This is a genomic window from Kurthia sp. YJT4 (genome assembly GCF_030219945.1).
Taxonomy (GTDB): domain Bacteria; phylum Bacillota; class Bacilli; order Bacillales_A; family Planococcaceae; genus Kurthia; species Kurthia gibsonii.
This window is the reverse complement of the sequence record NZ_CP126689.1, coordinates 1969520-1988223: the sequence shown is the minus strand read 5'-3', so window position 1 is coordinate 1988223 and position 18704 is coordinate 1969520. Positions and strand designations below refer to the sequence as shown.

The following is an 18704-nucleotide window of genomic DNA, read 5'->3' as shown; positions in this document are numbered from 1 at the left end:
TTTTATTATGCTTCAGGTAATAGATAACCCTTTAGATGTAATTGTTCAATCGCTGCATCTAATTTTTTCTCATCATCAGCTGAAATCACGTGTAGATGAGCACCCTCTGTTAAATTCATTAGAAGGCTTGCTTCAGTTGCGGTCACTTTTTGAATAAATTGTTGCACATCATAACGACTTGATACCATAATCGATGCCGTAATTTCACCATATACGGGATGTTCTACTGTTACATTTTTAACCGTTACCCCTGCATCAACAAGTGTATTCAGTTCATCTTCTGCTTGTTCCGGTGTATGGAAGCTCGCAATCTCGCGTTCAAACACACGATGATTTGGATGTTCAGATAAATAGACGTAACCTTGACTTGTCGCCATGATTGGTTCGTCCTTTGCTTTTAAGAGCGCCATGTCATTCACAATCACTTGACGCGATACATTTGTTCGTTTCGCAAGTGCTGTCCCTGTGACAGGGCGTTGTTCATTTTTCAGAATCGTAATAATGGCTTCACGACGTTCTTCACCTAATAATTTTTTCATATGATTAACACCTCGATTGAATGCTTTTACGCTGTTAATCATATCATATATTTTTAAAAATGAATCACCTTATAATCGTTCGAAAGCATTCGTGAATTGTGGTATGATAGCTACTATGGGAATGTGTGTTTGTTTTTAGCGCACGACGGATTATGCTATAATGCAAAAGGCTATGAAAAGGAGAATTCGTGTATGTATGATTATATAAAGGGACCTGTTACGCGTGTAACACCCGAATACATTGTAGTGGAAGTGACAGGTGTAGGCTGGCAATTGAATACACCAAACCCGTATGCTTTTCATGTATCGAATGAGGAAATTCAAGTATTTACACATCTAAGTGTAAGAGAAGATGCACAGCAACTATTTGCCTTCACGTCACTTGAACAGCGTGAGCTATTTCGTAAGTTGATTCAAGTGTCAGGGATTGGACCAAAAGGTGCACTTGCGATTCTTGCAAGTGGACATCCATCGCAAGTAATTACAGCGATTGAACAAGAAGATGAAGCTTTCTTAATTAAGTTCCCAGGTGTCGGTAAGAAGACAGCACGTCAAATGATTCTCGACTTAAAAGGGAAGTTAGATGCATTACTTGAACATGTAGAATTACCGAGCGCAGAAGATGAATTACCGTTATTTGGCGTGAATCCGAATAAACATGAACTTGAAGAAGCGATGCTTGCTTTAACAGCACTTGGTTACTCAGAGCGTGAACTTGCAAAAGTGAAGCCACAACTAGATGAAAATGAGCAATTACATACGACAGAAGCTTACATGAAGGAAGCGCTCAAAATATTATTAAAACAAAAATAGGAGGTGCAGATTGATGGAGGAACGGATTGTATCAGGTGAGTCTACAGAATTAGATGAACAATTAGAACTTTCATTAAGACCTCAAACGCTTGATAGTTATATTGGACAACAAAAAGTAAAAGAGAATTTACGCATCTTTATTGAAGCGGCAAAAATGCGTGAAGAGTCGCTCGATCACGCACTATTATTTGGACCTCCTGGACTTGGGAAAACGACGCTTGCGGCAGTTATTGCACATGAGATGGGTGTTAATATTCGGATGACGAGTGGACCGGCAATTGAACGACCAGGAGATTTAGCTGCGATTCTCAGTTCATTAGAACCGGGAGACGTGTTATTCATTGATGAGATTCACCGTCTACCGCGTGCGATTGAAGAAGTGCTATATCCAGCGATGGAAGATTTTTGCCTCGATATCGTAGTTGGTAAAGGTCCGACAGCACGCTCTATTCGCCTTGATTTACCACCATTTACATTAGTTGGTGCAACAACACGTTCAGGCGCATTATCTGCACCACTTCGCGACCGTTTTGGTGTATTATTAAGGTTGGACTATTATGATGAACCCTCACTTGCCGAAATTGTAAAAAGAAGTGCGGACTTATTTGGTGTTTCAATTCATGACCAAGCAGCGAATGAATTAGCAAGACGCTCGAGAGGAACACCGCGTATTGCAAACCGTTTATTAAAGCGTGTACGTGATTATGCACAGGTTTTAGGAGATGGTGAGATTACGGTATCACTCTGCCAGACTGCTTTAGAGCTTCTACAAGTCGACCCACTCGGTTTAGATCATATTGACCGCAAATTAATCGAGGGAATGATTGAACGCTTTAGAGGAGGTCCTGTAGGCTTAGATACGATCTCTGCAAGTATTGGTGAAGAATCGATGACAATTGAAGAAATGTACGAACCTTATTTAATGCAAATCGGGTTCATTCAACGAACACCAAGAGGTCGTATGGTTACAGCACTTGCTTATACACATTTCGGATACGCGTATCCAGCAGAAACTTAATGAAAAGAAGGAAGTAACGATGAAACTAGAAGATTTTGATTACGTATTACCAGAAGAATTAATTGCGCAAGTACCACTTGAAAATCGTGCTGCAAGTCGATTGATGGTATTAGATAAAGAAACAGGTGAAGTAGAACATCATCACTTCCCGCATATTGTGGAAGAATTAGAAGCAGGAGACTGCCTAATTTTAAATGATACACGCGTACTACCTGCTCGTTTAATCGGTGAAAAGAAAGAAACAGGGGCACATATCGAAGTGCTACTCATTAAGCAAACAGCTGATGACGAATGGGAAACATTAGTGAAGCCCGCTAAGCGTATTAAAGTGGGAACCGTTGTCACATTTGGTGATGGTCTATTAACAGCTGAATGCACAGGTGAATTAGAGCATGGAGGTCGACTTTTCAAGTTTAATTATGAAGGGATCTTCATTGAGATTTTAGAAAAGTTAGGTACAATGCCTCTACCACCTTATATTCATGAGAAGTTAGATAACCAAGAGCGCTATCAAACGGTTTATTCAAAAGAACTAGGTTCAGCAGCAGCGCCGACAGCCGGTCTGCATTTTACAGATGAAATTTTAGATGCTATTCGTGCAAAAGGTGTACAAGTTGCTTTTGTAACCTTACATGTAGGGATTGGTACATTCCGCCCGGTAAGTGTTGAAACAATTGAAGAACATGATATGCATGCAGAGTTTTATAACTTACCAGCTGAAACAGCTCAAATCATCAATGATACAAAAGCGAACGGTGGACGTGTCATCGCAGTAGGTACAACATCTACACGTACACTTGAAACAGTCGCACAAAATAATAATGGTCAAATTATTGCAGAGTCAGGTTGGTCAAAAATCTTTATCTACCCTGGTTTTGAATATAAAGCAATCGACGGAATGGTTACAAACTTCCACTTACCAAAATCATCATTAGTAATGATGATTAGTGCATTGGCAGGTCGTGAAAACGTACTGAATGCTTATAAAATCGCTGTTGAAAATAAATACCGATTCTTCAGCTTTGGTGATGCGATGTTCATTCGTCCACAAAAGAAAGGAAATTAATTTATGTCAGAACAACCAATTCGCTACGAACTGATTAAAACATGTAAACAAACGGGAGCACGTCTAGGAATTGTGCATACACCACATGGTTCATTTGAAACGCCAGCTTTCATGCCAGTAGGTACACAAGCAACGGTAAAAACGATGGCACCAGAAGAAATTAAAGAAATGGGCGCAGGAATTATTTTAAGTAACACTTATCATTTGTGGCTACGCCCAGGGCATGAGATTATTAAGGAAGCAGGCGGACTTCACAAATTTATGAACTGGGACCGTGCAATTTTAACGGACTCAGGTGGTTTCCAAGTATTCTCATTAAGCGATATGCGCAAAATCACAGAAGAAGGAGTACATTTCCGCAATCACTTAAATGGTAGCAAAATGTTCCTTAGTCCAGAAAAAGCAATGGAGATTCAAAATGCACTTGGCTCAGATATTATGATGGCTTTTGATGAATGTCCTCCATTCCCAGCAACATACGAATACATGAAAGCTTCTGTTGAACGTACTTCTCGTTGGGCAGAACGTTGTTTAGAAGCACATGAACGTCCACAAGATCAAGGACTATTCGGTATTGTACAAGGTGGAGAATTCGAAGAACTACGTAAACAATCTGCAAGAGATTTAGTCTCTATGGACTTCCCAGGGTATGCAATTGGTGGTTTATCAGTTGGCGAACCAAAACCAATTATGAACCGCATGTTAGAATATACTACGCCATTACTACCTTCGCATAAGCCGCGTTATTTAATGGGTGTTGGCTCACCAGACTCATTAATCGATGGTGCGATTCGTGGTATTGATATGTTTGACTGTGTATTACCAACACGTATTGCACGTAACGGTACGTGCATGACAAGCCAAGGTCGTGTTGTCGTGAAAAATGCAAAATATGCAAAAGACTTTACACCGCTTGATCCAGAGTGCGATTGCTACACATGTAAAAACTATACGAAGGCATATATTCGTCACTTAATTAAGGCAGATGAAACATTCGGTATCCGTTTAACTTCGACACATAACTTGCACTTCTTGCAAAACTTAATGCGTCAAGTACGTCAAGCAATTCGTGAAGACCGTTTAGGCGACTTCCGCGAAGAATTCTTTGAACAATATGGATTTAATAAACCGAATGCAAAAAATTTCTGATTCTTGTATAATAATGAATGAGAAAGAGAAAGGGGGAATAGAAGAATGAATTTTGGAGCTTTAGGTAACTTCTTACCATTGATCATTATCATTGCGTTAATGTACTTCATGTTAATCCGTCCAGCGTCAAAGCAGCGTAAAAAAACAGCAGAAATGCAAGCAGCTTTATCACGTGGGAACAAGATTATTACAATCGGGGGACTACATGCAACGATTGATGCAATTGACGATAAAACAGCAGTAGTTGTATTAGAAGACGGTACAAAAATGCGTTTTGAGCGTGCAGCAATTGGTCGTGTTGTAGAAGACGACGCAGCTGAATAGTCAGTGTATAAAAGACAGGCTGGGACATAAGTGTAAAAACACTATCCCATATGAGCATAAGAAAAACTGGAATCGCGCTGTGGCGCGGTTCCAGTTTTTCGTTGCGAACGTTAAAACGGGAAGTGAAATATTTTGTCCCAGACTGTTTTTTTGTTTGAATAAATTGGAATTAAAGGTGTAATATAATAAAGGTGGTATAAAGGTTATAATAGATAGGTCATGAATCGCTTTTATCTGAAAAATGTGAAATAATAGAATCAACTCATGTTTGAAGGAGCGAATGTTTTATGCCTACAAAAGATGAAAGACCACGAAAGATGGCGGATAGCCAAACCTATGCAAAAATTTCAAAGTCTGAAAAACGTTTACGCTTTTTAGGCTATGTGATTATGACCATATTAATCGTGGCGATGCTTATTTGGACAGTCCGTGTATTTCTAATGTAGAGGAGGGGCATTTTACATGATGTCATTCGAATCATTGTTTCAGAAGTTGCAAACGGTTTTAAATATGAAGTGTGAAGATTTACAGGCTCAAGGTGTGGAGCAACCGAATCCATCTGCTATATGGCACTATTTTGTTCATCAACAATGGTGTGATGTGGAATCAGAGGAAGAAATGCATATTCACCAGATGGTCAGTGATTTACTAGCTTTAACAAAACAGCAATATTGTACATATATTGAGCAAACATCATATAAAATGACACCATTTGCTGAATTAGAAGAAGAAGAAATTGCCGCATTGCTCGAAAGTTAGAAAAAATTTACTGAGAAGGTTTGACAGCAGGAAAGCACTGTTTCATAATAGACCTGTTACGAATAACGGTGACAAATTGACGTTATTCCATTATAGTAATAATATATTGGTATTATATTACTGCATTTAAGAACAAGCGATGTGTTAAATGTTCAGGGAGGATTTATACATGAAATTGAGAAGTCGAATTGTTGCTTTCTTCATTGTTGTCATTGCATTATTTGCAACAATGGGAGCGACAACAGAAGGCATCGTAAAGAACATTAATCTAGGTCTTGATTTACAAGGTGGATTTGAAGTTCTTTATCAAGTAGAACCTTTAAAAGGTGCTAAGCCCATTACAGAAAAAGATTTACAAGCCACTGTAACGGCCATTCAAGAACGTGTCAACGTGCTTGGAGTGAGTGAGCCGAGTATTCAAATTGAGAGCGGCAACCGCATTCGTGTGCAGTTAGCTGGTGTTAAAGATCAAGATGCCGCACGAGAATTATTAGCAACACAAGCGAACCTAACATTCCGCGACGTTAATAATAAACTATTATTAGATGGTCGCGATTTAAAACAAGGTGGAGCAAGTGATGGCTTCGATTCTCAAACGAATCAACCAATCGTATCATTAAAATTAAAAGATGCGAAAAAATTCAGCGAAATCACAACAGACCTCTCACAACGTGGGCCTGGTCAAAACTTAATGGTCATCTGGTTAGATTACCAAAAAGGTGATACGTATGAAAAAGAAGCCAAAAAAGAAGCTGCTGGTCAAAAGCCTAAATTTATCTCAGCTGCGTCTGTACAAAATCCTCTGAACACAACAGATGTTCAAATTTCAGGTAACTTTACCGTACAAGAAACAAAGGATTTAGCAGGTATTTTAAATGCAGGTTCATTACCTGTTCAATTAAAAGAAGTGTACTCAACATCGGTAGGGGCACAATTTGGTCAAGATGCTTTAAAATCAACAGTACTGGCTAGTATTATTGGTGTTTTAGCTATCTTCGTATTCATGTTAGTTGTATACCGTTTACCAGGTGCTGTCGCAATCGTGACATTAAGTGTCTTCACATTCATCACATTATGGATTTTAGACATGATTAATGCTGTATTAACATTACCAGGTATCGCCGCTTTAGTATTAGGGGTAGGTATGGCAGTCGATGCGAATATCCTCATGTACGAGCGTCTAAAAGAAGAAATTCGTGTTGGTAAGTCTGTAAAACAAGCATTCAAAGCAGGTTCGAAAAACTCATTCTCTGCAATCTTTGATGCGAACATTACAACATTACTAGCAGCAGGCGTATTATTCATCTTCGGTGTAAGTACAGTAAAAGGTTTCGCAACAACATTAATCATTACGATCTTAGTCAGCTTCTTAACAGCTGTTTGGGGTACACGTGTATTACTTGGCTTACTTGTAAACAGTGGTTACTTAGATAATAAGAAAACATGGTTTGGTGTGAAAAAATCAAGTATTCATGGCATTGAAGAAGGCTTTGATACACTCGATTTAAAAACGAAATTCGACCGATTCGACTTCGTTCACACACGTAAGCGTTTCTTCACGATTTCAGCTGTTCTTATTTTAGCTGGTTTAGTCGTTCTAGGAATCTTTAAACTAAATTTAGGGATCGACTTCTCAAGTGGTGCGCGTGTTCAATTACAATCTGAACATAAGCTAACAACACAAGAAGTAGAGAAATTCTTAGATAAAACAGGCTTCCCATCTGAAAATATTGTCATCAGTGGTGACAAATCAGAATATGCAGCTGTTCGTTATGATAAGGACTTCTCAAAAGAAGATGTCCAAAAAATGAATGCAGCAGCAGACAAAGCATTTGGTTATAAAGCTTCTGTAAGTTCTGTATCACCAGATGTAAGTAAAGAGATTGCACGTAATGCGATGTATGCACTTGCGATTGCAGCAGTCGGAATCATTATCTATGTAGCAATTCGCTTTGAGTGGCGGATGGGTGTTGGTGCGATTGCCTCGCTAATCCATGACATATTCTTCATGGTAGCGATCTTCAGTCTGTTCCGATTAGAAGTCGATATGACCTTTATCGCAGCAGTTCTAACGATTGTTGGTTACTCAATTAATGATACGATTGTTACGTTTGACCGTATTCGAGAGAACTTACATCGTGCAAAAGTTATTAAAACACCAGATGATTTAGCTGATATTGTCAATAAATCATTACGTCAAACATTAGGTCGTTCGGTTAATACTGTAATGACAGTCATCATTGTTGTTGTATCATTATTAATCTTTGGTGCACCATCAATTGAAAACTTCTCCATCGCGTTACTAATTGGTTTAGTAACAGGTATGTATTCATCTATTTACATCGCAGCACAGATTTGGTATGTATTAAAAGTACGCCAAATGAAAAAGATTGGCGGTAAAGTGAATGTAGAGAAGAAAAAACGTCAATGGGGTTCAGATGAACCACAAGTATAATATGTAGACTAAAGCACTAGCTTATGAAAATAAGTTAGTGCTTTTTGTGTAGAAAAATATATTCAATTTATCCATCTGATGATATAATTCGGATAGAGAAAGGGGAGATTCATGTGAAATATACAAAAATTCTAGTCGGCAGTCTCTTTCTAGCATGGCTTGGTTTTCAGCCGATTTCAGCCCATGCCGAAAAAGAAGTAGAACACGTATCTGTTTTTTATAAGTCAGAGGCAGGGAAGGAACTTGTTTTAGATCAAGCGGAAGACGCAAAAAAATTAGATGCAATTGATGCAGTAGTGGGAACATTTTCAAAAGAAGAAATTAAAAAATTAGAGGCTTCTAAACAAATCGAGGTTGTACATACAGGTACACGAAAATTACGTACACAAGATGTTGGACTTCCTGTACCATTCGCAAATTTCACAACGAATTGGAACCAACAATTAATCACTGTTCAAAATGCATGGCAAAAAGGACTAGATGGTCAAGGCGTGAAAGTAGGAATTATCGACTCAGGTATAGCCAATCATACAGCACTTCCAAAAGTGCAACACAAAACGATTATTTCTGACTCAAGCCAGATTACATATGCATCGAGTGCTACATCACATGGTACGTTTGTTGCAGGTATTATCGCTGCACAACCAGGAAAAGCGGGCAATGTAATTGGTGTGGCACCCGGTGTTGAATTATATAGTTATAATATTGATGGAAAAGACGGAGCCGATTTAATCGACTTCATGACAGCGATTAATTACGCCATCCAACAAAAAGTCAATATTTTAAATATTTCGATGGGAATCTCTCAAGCCGACTTATTATTACCGAATGAAAAAGTAAGCGACAATCCATTATATATCGCAGTGAAAAAAGCATTGGATGCAGGTGTAATGGTCGTTGCAGCTTCAGGGAATGACGGGAAAAACCAAATTGATTATCCAGCCGCGATCCCAGGTGTTGTAGCAGTGGGTTCAGTTGAAAAGACGAAAAAGTTGTCTTACTTCTCCAATACAGGGAGTGTATTAGACCTTGTAGCACCGGGAACGGATATTACATCACTTGCATACAGTGGCGGTACATCTACCGGCTCAGGTACATCGTTTTCAACGCCACATGTGACAGGTTTACTCGCATTATTAAAACAAGCGTATCCAAAAGAATCTGCGAAACAACTAGAAAATCGTCTCTATGCAAATGCAATAGATTTAGGTGTAAAAGGACCTGACTCAATATATGGTTACGGACTCGCACAATTTCCGTCTAAAATTTTAACAGCGAGTTTACAGCCAGTTGAATCAGCAGCTGCTAAATATGTTCGTGTGAATCAATCCAAAATTAAAACAATCGTTCAAAAAATGAATAATAAAAAAACAGTGCATTATGTAACGGAATTTATTCCGCTTTATACCGTTACAAATCAATTAACGAAAGCACAAAAAACAAGTGTTGAAGCATACCGCAAAAAAGTCGGCGCAACGATTATTTCAAGTACTCAAAAATCAAGTCGAATCAAAGCAACGAATTATACAACATTGAAAACGAAAAAAGCATCGACATGGACATGGGCAACACCAGTGAAAAAGTCGACAGTTCGTACATCGGCATATGCAGTATATAAAGACGGTGCGAAAGTATCGGGCTTCACCTTCTCAACGAGTGCCTCAGGTAAATATACAAAAGTGAAAACAACGAAAACACTCGCAAAAGGCACGTATTACATGACACTCGATCCGAAAAACGTACGCACAACGAAAAATAAAACAGTGAAACCCGTCATTGTGAAATATGTAGTGAAATAAAAAATCGACTTCGGCATGAGATGCTGAAGTCGGTTTTTTGATATGAAAAAAGAAGAAACCTCGCTAGGAGATTTCTTCTCAATTATTAAGGATTATTAACCTCTATAGAGCCACCATCAGGATTTTTAGAGATATCTGAACTGATGGAACCGATGTTATCACCCTCACTACTTGAAAATTTTAGAATGGAGTTAGGGTAGGGCGCTGTGTAATAAAGTTTTATATTTCCTGATCCATGAATTTCTCTACCACCAAGAGCACCATAAAAATTTTTATTTACATTTACTTTTAATGCTGCTTGAGGAGCATAAAAATGAATGGAACCATAACCGTTCGATGGTGAACTTAATTTTATTTCACTACTAATAGGGTAGCGTAAAACAATAACGCCTTTATAAGGTGTACCTTTTAAAGCTTGACCTTTGAAGTCTATAAAGTTATTTAAGATATCAAAATTGATTGTAGTATCTAAATTATTGTCGATGTCTATATCTTCTTTACCAGTATAATAAATATTAAAGTTATCATAAATAGTCTGTTTATCAACGTCTACTTTATTAGTTACATAAAAATTAGTAGGACCAGACTTTTTAGTAGTATTTTCTGTATTAAAATAAGAAGAAGTAAAATCATCTATTTCTAGTTCAGGTGTAAATAATTCGAAAGTCCCTCGGTGAATAATGGTACCTTTTTTATTCTTTTCTTCTAATTTATTATTAGGGTCAAATTCGATTGATTTTCCTGCGAATGCATTAATTTCTTTTGCATCAAGCTCATATGAGTTTTCAAACTCAATTTCCTCTTTTGCGCATAAATTGAATGTATCAGCAAAGTTATTGCCGAGGATACTTAATGAACCTTCTAAATCAATATCTTCTTCAGCAAAAAAATTTATTCTTTTAGCATCATAAAAAGCGATAGAACCTTCCAAATCAAGAGAAGAATCATCTGCTTCAGTGCCATCTTTTTTTACAGCAGCAGCAAGGAAATTGATTTCCTCACTTTTATATACTGCTAGACTACCGTTTAAATCGATATCATCACGTGCGAAAAAAGAAAGTTTAGGTATATTTGTAATGTTAATCGACCCTTGCATCTCAATATCGTCATAACTATACATTTGTAAAGATTTAGCATTGTTAATATTCACAGAGCCTTTAAAATCGATATCATCTTTTTTGCTGAAAAAGTATACGTTATTTTGTCCTAAATCCAAATTTAACAATTGAGGTATATTTACTTTATTTATATAGAAGTAAATATTACCACTTCCTGAGAATTTTAAATTTAAAATACCAGAATTACCTGGGAATTCATCTATAAAAATCCTTACATTTTTTCCTTCTTTAACAGTATAAGTTCCTGCATTCACAAGACTTGTTTTAGTTAATTGATAATCACCTTCTAATGTATCACCTGTTCGAATTATCGTTTTTGGATTATTAGGCTGTGCTTCAAGTGCCTCATTTAATGCTTTAATAGAATTTTCTTTTAATGAACTGAAATCTTTACAGGCTATACATGTTTTATCTGTAAAATTTTCAAATTTATTATTTGGAAACGGTTTATAAGGTTCTGAAGCGTTAAAGAATACCTCTCCATCATGTTTAAAATCCTTTACAAAAGTACCGGTAGGAGGGGCAGAGAATCCAATATCACCTTGTATATAACTTTTCCCACCACTCATACTTAATGCATTATTAGAACCAGATAAATAGGCAGTGTATTTTCCTAATCGGTCTCCATTACCCGATATATTCAAATTGTAACTATCCACCGATTGAACTGTTCGTTTCTTTTCATTCGTTGAATCAGTCGATTTGATAATACCTGTCGATGTAATCGTGAATTTAAGTTCAGTTTCTGAAACGGTCATTACTGTTGTCACATTTGCTTTTGCGTTTTTTCGGTTGAAGATATTTGCACCGTACTCAATTGGTTCTAATTGTTCTTTAAGCTCTTTTTCTGCAGTTGCTCTTAATTCGTTTACAAATTCTTCTTTCGTTAATTTTCGTTTATTTTCTTCTAAAGATTTAACAAAGCCATCATAAACTGCTTTCGCATCTTTCAATTCCTCTTTCTTCTGATTCAATCCAGCTTCTGCAATGTAATATGCTGTTTGGTCTTTGCTTTCTTCTTCTGATAACTTTTTCGATGAGCTCGTCGTTGTTAAAATACCGAGTCCGAGTACGGTGACAACGGTAATAACGAGTAGGGCAATGACAAGGGCATAGCCATCATTCGATTTTACATATTTTCGCATCGTTTATCCTCCTCTAGAATAAAGTGTGGTTTCCACTCTTTTGCCATTTATATTTTTGATATTTAAATAGATTCCTTCCTGTGCACTTTGTGTTTGTGATGTGCTTGGGCAGTCTTCTTCTGATGTGCTTTTTGAAGGTTCTTTCGTACTTTGAACACAGAACGAACGAATCTTCGTTTGATAAGGAGAACCATTTTTACTTAATGTATCGCCTGTTTTTGTATAGGTCGCAATGACTTTTTCTTGATTATTTTCTTTTGTTTTAAATACAACCTGATTAATTTGAATGTCGACAATTTTTGTTTTTCTAAAATCGCGTGTGATTTCTTTCATAATAAAAGAGAGTTCATTCAAATTCGTTGTATCGTCTACTTGTGATTTATATTCTTTGTTGGAGGAGGTGAGCAAGTTAAATAGAATGGCGCTGACAATCGCCAAAATGACGATGACTGCTAATATTTCGACAAGTGTAAAGCCTTTTTCATTTTTCATATTCATCACCTGCTCTCATAATATTCTCCATTTGTGCTTTTGGATTCACTTTTGGTTGGCATGAATCTGTGACTTTTCTCTGGTCATATACCGATACCATTACATTGCGTAATGTACCAATTTTTTTGTTTTCAAATACTTCCACAACGACCACTTCATTTTTATATTTTGTGTCATTTGTGTAAATCGTCTTGGGTGGGTTCGTACAGCTTGTTATTTCGTATTGTAGTTTAGGTAAGATATTTTTCATACTTGCCGAACCTGTTTTATTCTCTTGTTGTGCTGTTGCATAAATCGACTCCATCTCTTGTTGTGCAGTGTATGTAGCGTCAACTGTCTTCTTCGACTCGACCGTTGTTTCTCTTCCTTTAAAGAATAGTGTAAAAAAAGAAATCAAAATGATACTGATTAGTACAAAAGCAGCTACGACTTCTACGAGTGAAAAACCCTTCTCATTATTCCATTGCATATAAATTCCTCCAACATGTAGTTTCCTAATATATCCTTCTTATTATAGTGCGTAACAAAAATATAGTCAAAAAACACTATGCATTTTCGTAATTTGTCACAAAAAAATTTAAAAATATGCTAATAGTTATGGAAGTTTCCAATTTTTTGAGGTATATTATAATTATTAAAGCAAATATTAGTTATATTTTCCATATAAAAAGCATTTAAAGGAGATTCAACATGAGTCTATTTAAGAGAATCGTCATATTTACGATTTTAGGTACTATGACGCTATTTTTCATACATACATTATCCGTACAAGCGAGTGGTAGTCAGACAAAAATTGGTCCGGTCGATGTAAGTGGGATGTCGCAAAAAGAGATGCGAAAAGAAACGCAGAAAATTGTCGATGTGTGGCAGCAGAACGACATCATCATCCAAATTGGTCGAAATGAAGTGACGGTGTCGGGCGAAGATTTTAATTTTGATGTACAGCAATCGGTCAATGATTTATTGAAAAAGGTTGATCAACCATGGTATGACTTTTGGTCTCCTACACCAAGTGCTTCTGTCGACCTAGTAGTGAATGAAACAGAAAAGCTACGTCAAAAGCTACAGCCGATTTTAGGGGACGAAACGGATTTACAAATGAAAGAGTTGCTGAAACAAGTTGCGCTTTTACCGAATCGACCGTTAAAAATTGAACGAAAAGATTTTCCGTTTGAAGAAGGTATTGAAATCTCATCTGCTTCTATCAATTTGAAAGAAGATGAAGTAGAGTCGATTACGCAAATGACGAAAAATGTGAATGGTGTATTAGTGAAGCCAAATCAGGAATTGTCATTCTTCCAACAAGTCGGCGTGCCAGAGAGCATTCGTTTAGGGAGTATTATGGCATCTGCACTTTATCAAAATGCATTACAATCAGGATTTGAAATTGCGGAGCGTCATCAAGCACTTTTACAGCAGAACTATACAGATCCAGGAATGGAAGCTGTTATTAAACCGTCTAAGCAGTATGATTTAAAGTTCATTGTGTCACGTGATTCTTCGATTAAGATGCGTGCAGAAGTAGAAGGAAATACATTGAACGTGAAGTTTTACATCGCAGCAGGAGAGAAAAAGCCAGATGTAAAAGTATACACAGCAGACGAGGAATCGATTCCGAGTGGTGTGATCTATCGTTATAACGAATCACTAGGCGCGGGTGTGACAGCGTCTGTTCAACAAGCGAAAGATGGATTAACAATCTCTGTATATCGCCAAATTCGAACAGAGAAGGGCGAAACAAAACGAACGTTAATGAGTAATAATTATTATGCGCCAATCCATGAAGTGATTGAAACGTCGAATGAAGAAGTGATTGTGGAAGAACCAGTGACACAGAATCCGGAAGTGGATGGTTCATTTGAAGTGAATGAAGATACAACAGAAGTACCGACAGAGGACGATGTAGTAGCACCGACGCCACCGCCGAATGAGCCAACAGCAGATGAATTAAAAAATGCGACTGTGGATTATTCAGAAGATGAGGATTATTACTATTACATTTATTCCGTTGAAAAATAGAAGGGTGGGCGCAATCAGTGAAACAAGGAAGAAAGCGACTAGGTGATTTACTTGTCGAAGCGAATGTATTAACGGAAGATCAATTACAACACGCACTTGCAATCAAACAACCGAATGAACGACTGGGTGATGTATTGATTAAGGAGCAGCTCGTAACCGAACAAACGTTAATCGAAGTCCTTGAATTTCAGTTAGGAATACCTCATGTGAACTTGGGGCAGTTCCCTATTGATTCAGAAATCATACAATTAGTACCAAAAGAAATTGCGAAACGTTATTTACTCGTTCCTTTACGAAAAGAGAAAAACAAATTATTTGTGGCGATGGCAGATCCAATGGATTACTTTGCGATTGAAGAATTGCGTATGTTGACAGGGTTCCGTATTGAGCCTTGTATCGCGACAAAACAAGATTTAAATAAAACCATTAGTAAATACTATGAACTACAAGCAACGATGGATGCGGCACTTAGTGATTTAGTTGGCACAACAGAAGAAGATAATTCGGATATTGTGGCAGAAGATTCACCAATTGTTGTACTTGTGAATCAAATTATTAACGATGCGGTTGTACAAGGTGCGAGTGATATTCACTTCGATCCGCAAGATAATGAATTCCGCATTCGTTTTCGTGTAGATGGTATGTTGAAAACAGAACGTTCATTACCGAAAAGTATGCAGAATATGGTCATTGCTCGTTTAAAAATTATGGGGAACTTGAATATTACCGAGAGTCGTTTACCACAGGATGGGCGTATTCAAATTCAAGCGCAAATGCGAGCGATTGATATTCGTCTATCGACATTGCCAACCATTTACGGTGAAAAAGTGGTAATGCGTGTATTGGATACGAAGAATGCACAAATCTCAATTAGTGGTTTGAAATTCTCGGAACAGAATCAACAGAAGTTTGAGCGTATGATACGTAAGCCGAATGGCATCGTTCTTATTACGGGTCCAACAGGTTCAGGTAAATCATCTACGCTATCCGCAACATTGAATGATTTGAATGATGAAGCGCTAAATATTATTACGGTTGAAGATCCGGTGGAGTATCAATTAGAAGGTATTAATCAAATTCAAGTGCGTGAAGAAGTCGGGTTAACATTCGCTGCTGGTTTACGCTCTATCTTACGTCAAGATCCTGATGTCATTATGATTGGTGAAATTCGTGATACAGAGACAGCTCAAATGGCGACACGTGCTTCATTAACAGGTCACTTAGTATTTAGTACGCTGCATACGAATAGTGCAATTGAGTCGATTGATCGTTTAAAAGATATGGGGATTGAGCCTTATTTGATTACGTCGTCACTTGAAGGCATTGTAGCACAGCGTCTTGTACGTCGTGTTTGCCGAGATTGTGGTCGTACACGTGATGTCACTGCAACAGAACAGGCTGTGTTATTAAAATATGGTTTCCATTCAGCGCAAGTGCATGCAGGAGCAGGATGTCCAGCATGTAATCACACAGGCTATCGTGGTCGAATTGCGCTACATGAAGTATTTGAATTAGATGAAGAAGCCAAGCAACTCATTTTAGCAGGTGCCGCTTCAAATGAAATTTTACAAAATGCGATGAAAAAAGGATATGAGCCACTCGTACATGACGGCTTACAAAAAGCATTGAGCGGTTTGACAACCATTGAAGAAGTCATTCGCGTCGTTACAGATTAAGTAGGAGGGGGCAAAGATGTCTAAAGACATAATTGAATTATTAACAAAAGCTGATGAGATGAATGCATCCGATTTACATATTACAGTCGGAATTCCACCTACTTTTCGTGTAAATGGAAGACTACAAGCTTATGGAGAAGAAAAGTTATTGCCAGATGATTTAGAGCGTATGGTGAAATCCGTTATTCCTGAATTTCGACTGGCGGAATTCGAAGAGCGTCGTGAACTCGACTTCAACTACTCACTTCAAAACCGCTGTCGTTTTCGTATGAATGCCTATCATCAACGCAATAGTTTGACGCTTGCTGCACGTAAGATTGACTCAACGATTCCGACGATTGAGCAATTAAATATGCCGCAAGTATTATATCGCTTATGCGAAAAGCCACAAGGACTTATTCTTGTAACAGGTCCAACAGGTTCAGGTAAGTCGACAACACTTGCTGCCATGATTGATTTTATTAATAAAAATCAAGCGAAACATATTATTACATTAGAAGATCCAATCGAGTATTTACACAGTCATCAAAAATCCATTGTCAATCAACGTGAAGTTGGTTCAGATACGAAAAGTTTCGCCAATGGATTAAGAGCGGCACTTCGTCAAGACCCCGATATCATCTTAGTCGGAGAGATGCGTGATTTGGATACGATCTCAACAGCGATTACAGCTGCTGAAACAGGTCACTTAGTTATGGCGACGCTTCATACGAGTAGTGCACCGACAACAATCGACCGAATTATTGATGTCTTTCCGCCACATCAACAAGGACAGATTCGTGTTCAATTAGCCAATGTTTTACAAGGGATTGTATCACAACGTCTATTCCGTCGCATTGATACGGAAGGGCGTATCGCAGCGACAGAAGTGTTAGTTCAAACCCCTTCTGTTGCGAACTTAATTCGAAATGATAAAGTTCACCAAATTTCGAATATTATGCAGACATCACGTTCGCTCGGGATGCATACACTTGATACATCGATTCAACAATTATTAACGGAGCGAAAAATCGACTTCGAAACAGCGCAAACATTTATGCGTACGGGTGATTTAGGATGACCGTTTATAAATATTCTGGGCGCTCAAAACTTGGTGAACAAAAGAAGGGCTCAGTTGAAGCAGAGAGTAAAACACAGGCAATCGCGAAAATTCGTGATTTAGGTATTAGTCCACGTGAAGTGAAAGAATCGAGCAGTATTTTACATCTGGATTTAACGATTGGAAATGCAGTGAAGATGGAGCACTTTGTGATCTTTTGTCGTCAGTTTGCGACCTTGATACGTGCAGGTGTCTCGATTGTCGAGTCGATTCATATCTTGGCGGCACAGACGGAGAGTAAGGCACTGAAAAAAGCACTCTATACAGTAGAAGACGACCTTCGTGCTGGTATTGCCTTTTCAACGTCTGCTGTCAAGTTCCCAAAAGTGTTCCCGACATTATTCGTTAATATGATGAAAGCAGGGGAAGCGACAGGGAACATGGACGATACGCTAGATCGTCTTGCAAGCAGTTATGAAAAGACATTCAAGTTAAAAAAGAAAATCCAATCAGCGATGATGTATCCGATTATGCTGATTATTTTAATTTTAGGTGTCGGTGCATTTATGTTGTTATGGCTTGTACCGCAGTTTACACAGAACTTTGCGAGCTTTGGAGCTGATTTACCACCGATTACTGTATTCGTACTTGGACTGAGTGATGCGCTAAAAGCGTATTGGTGGCTATTCTTAGGCATTCTTATTGCAATCATCGCAGTGTTCAGTTTCCTATTTAAAAATAACAAGCAATTTCACTTTGGTGTCTACTATGTGTTACTGAAAACACCAATTTTCGGTCCTGTATTACAAAAGGCTGCGATTGCGCGCATGACGCGTACACTTGCTTCGCTCTTTAGTAGTTCTGTACCGATTTTAAATGCACTGACGATTGTGGAGAAGATTTCAGCCAATCCGATTATCGAAAAAGTATTACGTGAGGCGAAGAAATCGCTTGAAAGCGGCAGTTCACTCGCAGAACCATTAGAAAAGAGTTGGGTATTCCCACCGCTTGTTACACAGATGATTCTCATTGGTGAGAAGACAGGTTCACTCGACTACATGTTAGAAAAAGTGGCTGAGTTTTATGAAGATGACGTGGACCGTACGGTTGATGCACTAAAGTCACTTATTGAGCCATTAATGATTGTTTTACTTGCAGGAATTGTCGGCTTCATCGTCGCAGCGATTATGATGCCAATGTTAAGTCTATACGAACAAATCTAAAATGAGTATCACCTTGAAGGGAGGTGAACGTACAATGACAAACGAACGTACTTTCAGCAAGGACAAAAAA

General features: G+C 38.0%; 17 protein-coding genes. 13 read left to right on the top strand and 4 right to left on the bottom strand.

Translation table 11 applies throughout. The features are described 5' to 3' along the window. Window positions 1-5 precede the first annotated feature (5 nt). Entirely contained in the window at window positions 6-539 is a 534-nt protein-coding gene (locus QN089_RS09855) for a transcription repressor NadR (RefSeq protein ID WP_068452306.1), read from the bottom strand. Window positions 540-731: 192 nt separating this feature from the next. Here QN089_RS09855 and ruvA point away from each other — a divergent pair, with 192 nt between their 5' ends. The 9 genes from ruvA to QN089_RS09810 all read left to right on the top strand — a co-directional run bounded on the left by ruvA (window position 732) and on the right by QN089_RS09810 (window position 9922). After that, the gene (gene ruvA, locus QN089_RS09850; RefSeq protein ID WP_285215235.1) at window positions 732-1352 is read left to right on the top strand and encodes a Holliday junction branch migration protein RuvA; all 621 of its coding nucleotides are present in this window, start codon (window positions 732-734) and stop codon (window positions 1350-1352) included. Window positions 1353-1365: 13 nt separating this feature from the next. Continuing rightward, window positions 1366-2370 carry a Holliday junction branch migration DNA helicase RuvB gene (ruvB, locus tag QN089_RS09845; protein WP_285215234.1) on the top strand — a complete coding sequence of 335 codons (1005 nt, stop codon included), beginning with the start codon at window positions 1366-1368 and terminating at the stop codon, window positions 2368-2370. Window positions 2371-2389: 19 nt separating this feature from the next. Then, window positions 2390-3436 carry a tRNA preQ1(34) S-adenosylmethionine ribosyltransferase-isomerase QueA gene (queA, locus tag QN089_RS09840; protein ID WP_068452317.1) on the top strand — a complete coding sequence of 349 codons (1047 nt, stop codon included), beginning with the start codon at window positions 2390-2392 and terminating at the stop codon, window positions 3434-3436. Window positions 3437-3439: 3 nt separating this feature from the next. Then, window positions 3440-4585, top strand: a complete 1146-nt coding sequence (gene tgt / locus QN089_RS09835; protein WP_068452320.1) for a tRNA guanosine(34) transglycosylase Tgt — start codon at window positions 3440-3442, stop codon at window positions 4583-4585. Between the two features lie 45 nt (window positions 4586-4630). After that, window positions 4631-4909, top strand: a complete 279-nt coding sequence (gene yajC, locus QN089_RS09830; protein WP_285215233.1) for a preprotein translocase subunit YajC — start codon at window positions 4631-4633, stop codon at window positions 4907-4909. A 287-nt stretch (window positions 4910-5196) separates the two neighbouring features. Next, window positions 5197-5355: a hypothetical protein gene (locus QN089_RS09825; protein ID WP_285215232.1), complete on the top strand. Its 159-nt coding sequence runs from the start codon at window positions 5197-5199 to the stop codon at window positions 5353-5355. Between the two features lie 16 nt (window positions 5356-5371). Next, window positions 5372-5668 carry a post-transcriptional regulator gene (locus tag QN089_RS09820; RefSeq protein ID WP_285215231.1) on the top strand — a complete coding sequence of 99 codons (297 nt, stop codon included), beginning with the start codon at window positions 5372-5374 and terminating at the stop codon, window positions 5666-5668. Window positions 5669-5837: 169 nt separating this feature from the next. Further along, window positions 5838-8123, top strand: coding sequence for a protein translocase subunit SecDF (gene secDF / locus QN089_RS09815; RefSeq protein ID WP_285215230.1), 2286 nt, complete (start codon window positions 5838-5840; stop codon window positions 8121-8123). A gap of 113 nt (window positions 8124-8236) precedes the next feature. Next, a complete protein-coding gene (locus QN089_RS09810; protein ID WP_285215229.1) occupies window positions 8237-9922 on the top strand; it encodes a S8 family peptidase in 1686 nt (561 codons plus the stop codon). 85 nt (window positions 9923-10007) lie between these two features. On the opposite strand, the gene QN089_RS09805 is transcribed toward QN089_RS09810, so the two are convergent. Genes QN089_RS09805 through QN089_RS09795 form a run of 3 tightly spaced genes read right to left on the bottom strand, consistent with a single transcriptional unit; the run spans window position 10008 to window position 13146 of the window. Beyond that, entirely contained in the window at window positions 10008-12185 is a 2178-nt protein-coding gene (locus QN089_RS09805) for a pilus assembly PilX N-terminal domain-containing protein (protein ID WP_285215228.1), read from the bottom strand. Between the two features lie 3 nt (window positions 12186-12188). Beyond that, complete coding sequence (locus QN089_RS09800) at window positions 12189-12677, bottom strand: type II secretion system protein (RefSeq protein WP_285215227.1); 489 nt, start codon at window positions 12675-12677, stop codon at window positions 12189-12191. Then, complete coding sequence (locus tag QN089_RS09795) at window positions 12667-13146, bottom strand: type IV pilus modification PilV family protein (RefSeq protein ID WP_285215226.1); 480 nt, start codon at window positions 13144-13146, stop codon at window positions 12667-12669. The genes QN089_RS09800 and QN089_RS09795 overlap by 11 nt, the downstream gene beginning before the upstream one ends. 221 nt (window positions 13147-13367) lie before the next feature. On the opposite strand from QN089_RS09795, the gene QN089_RS09790 reads away from it, so the two are divergent. From QN089_RS09790 to QN089_RS09775, 4 genes are read left to right on the top strand one after another with little or no spacing between them, the layout of a single operon-like run. Next, the gene (locus tag QN089_RS09790) at window positions 13368-14696 is read left to right on the top strand and encodes a VanW family protein (protein WP_285215225.1); all 1329 of its coding nucleotides are present in this window, start codon (window positions 13368-13370) and stop codon (window positions 14694-14696) included. A 17-nt stretch (window positions 14697-14713) separates the two neighbouring features. After that, a complete protein-coding gene (locus QN089_RS09785; RefSeq protein ID WP_285215224.1) occupies window positions 14714-16372 on the top strand; it encodes a GspE/PulE family protein in 1659 nt (552 codons plus the stop codon). Window positions 16373-16388: 16 nt separating this feature from the next. Continuing rightward, window positions 16389-17432 carry a type IV pilus twitching motility protein PilT gene (locus QN089_RS09780; protein WP_285215223.1) on the top strand — a complete coding sequence of 348 codons (1044 nt, stop codon included), beginning with the start codon at window positions 16389-16391 and terminating at the stop codon, window positions 17430-17432. Next, a complete protein-coding gene (locus QN089_RS09775; protein WP_285215222.1) occupies window positions 17429-18634 on the top strand; it encodes a type II secretion system F family protein in 1206 nt (401 codons plus the stop codon). Before QN089_RS09780 ends, QN089_RS09775 begins: the two co-directional genes overlap by 4 nt. The last annotated feature ends 70 nt before the right edge of the window (window positions 18635-18704 follow it).

Coding starts and splice junctions, on each gene's coding strand:
- QN089_RS09855 (WP_068452306.1), bottom strand. CDS start 539: ATGAAAAAATTATTAGGTGAAGAACGTCGTGAAGCCATTATTACGATT.
- queA (WP_068452317.1), top strand. CDS start 2,390: ATGAAACTAGAAGATTTTGATTACGTATTACCAGAAGAATTAATTGCG.
- QN089_RS09800 (WP_285215227.1), bottom strand. CDS start 12,677: ATGAAAAATGAAAAAGGCTTTACACTTGTCGAAATATTAGCAGTCATC.
- QN089_RS09825 (WP_285215232.1), top strand. CDS start 5,197: ATGCCTACAAAAGATGAAAGACCACGAAAGATGGCGGATAGCCAAACC.
- secDF (WP_285215230.1), top strand. CDS start 5,838: ATGAAATTGAGAAGTCGAATTGTTGCTTTCTTCATTGTTGTCATTGCA.
- QN089_RS09805 (WP_285215228.1), bottom strand. CDS start 12,185: ATGCGAAAATATGTAAAATCGAATGATGGCTATGCCCTTGTCATTGCC.
- QN089_RS09780 (WP_285215223.1), top strand. CDS start 16,389: ATGTCTAAAGACATAATTGAATTATTAACAAAAGCTGATGAGATGAAT.
- QN089_RS09790 (WP_285215225.1), top strand. CDS start 13,368: ATGAGTCTATTTAAGAGAATCGTCATATTTACGATTTTAGGTACTATG.
- QN089_RS09795 (WP_285215226.1), bottom strand. CDS start 13,146: ATGCAATGGAATAATGAGAAGGGTTTTTCACTCGTAGAAGTCGTAGCT.
- tgt (WP_068452320.1), top strand. CDS start 3,440: ATGTCAGAACAACCAATTCGCTACGAACTGATTAAAACATGTAAACAA.
- QN089_RS09820 (WP_285215231.1), top strand. CDS start 5,372: ATGATGTCATTCGAATCATTGTTTCAGAAGTTGCAAACGGTTTTAAAT.
- yajC (WP_285215233.1), top strand. CDS start 4,631: ATGAATTTTGGAGCTTTAGGTAACTTCTTACCATTGATCATTATCATT.
- ruvA (WP_285215235.1), top strand. CDS start 732: ATGTATGATTATATAAAGGGACCTGTTACGCGTGTAACACCCGAATAC.
- QN089_RS09775 (WP_285215222.1), top strand. CDS start 17,429: ATGACCGTTTATAAATATTCTGGGCGCTCAAAACTTGGTGAACAAAAG.
- ruvB (WP_285215234.1), top strand. CDS start 1,366: ATGGAGGAACGGATTGTATCAGGTGAGTCTACAGAATTAGATGAACAA.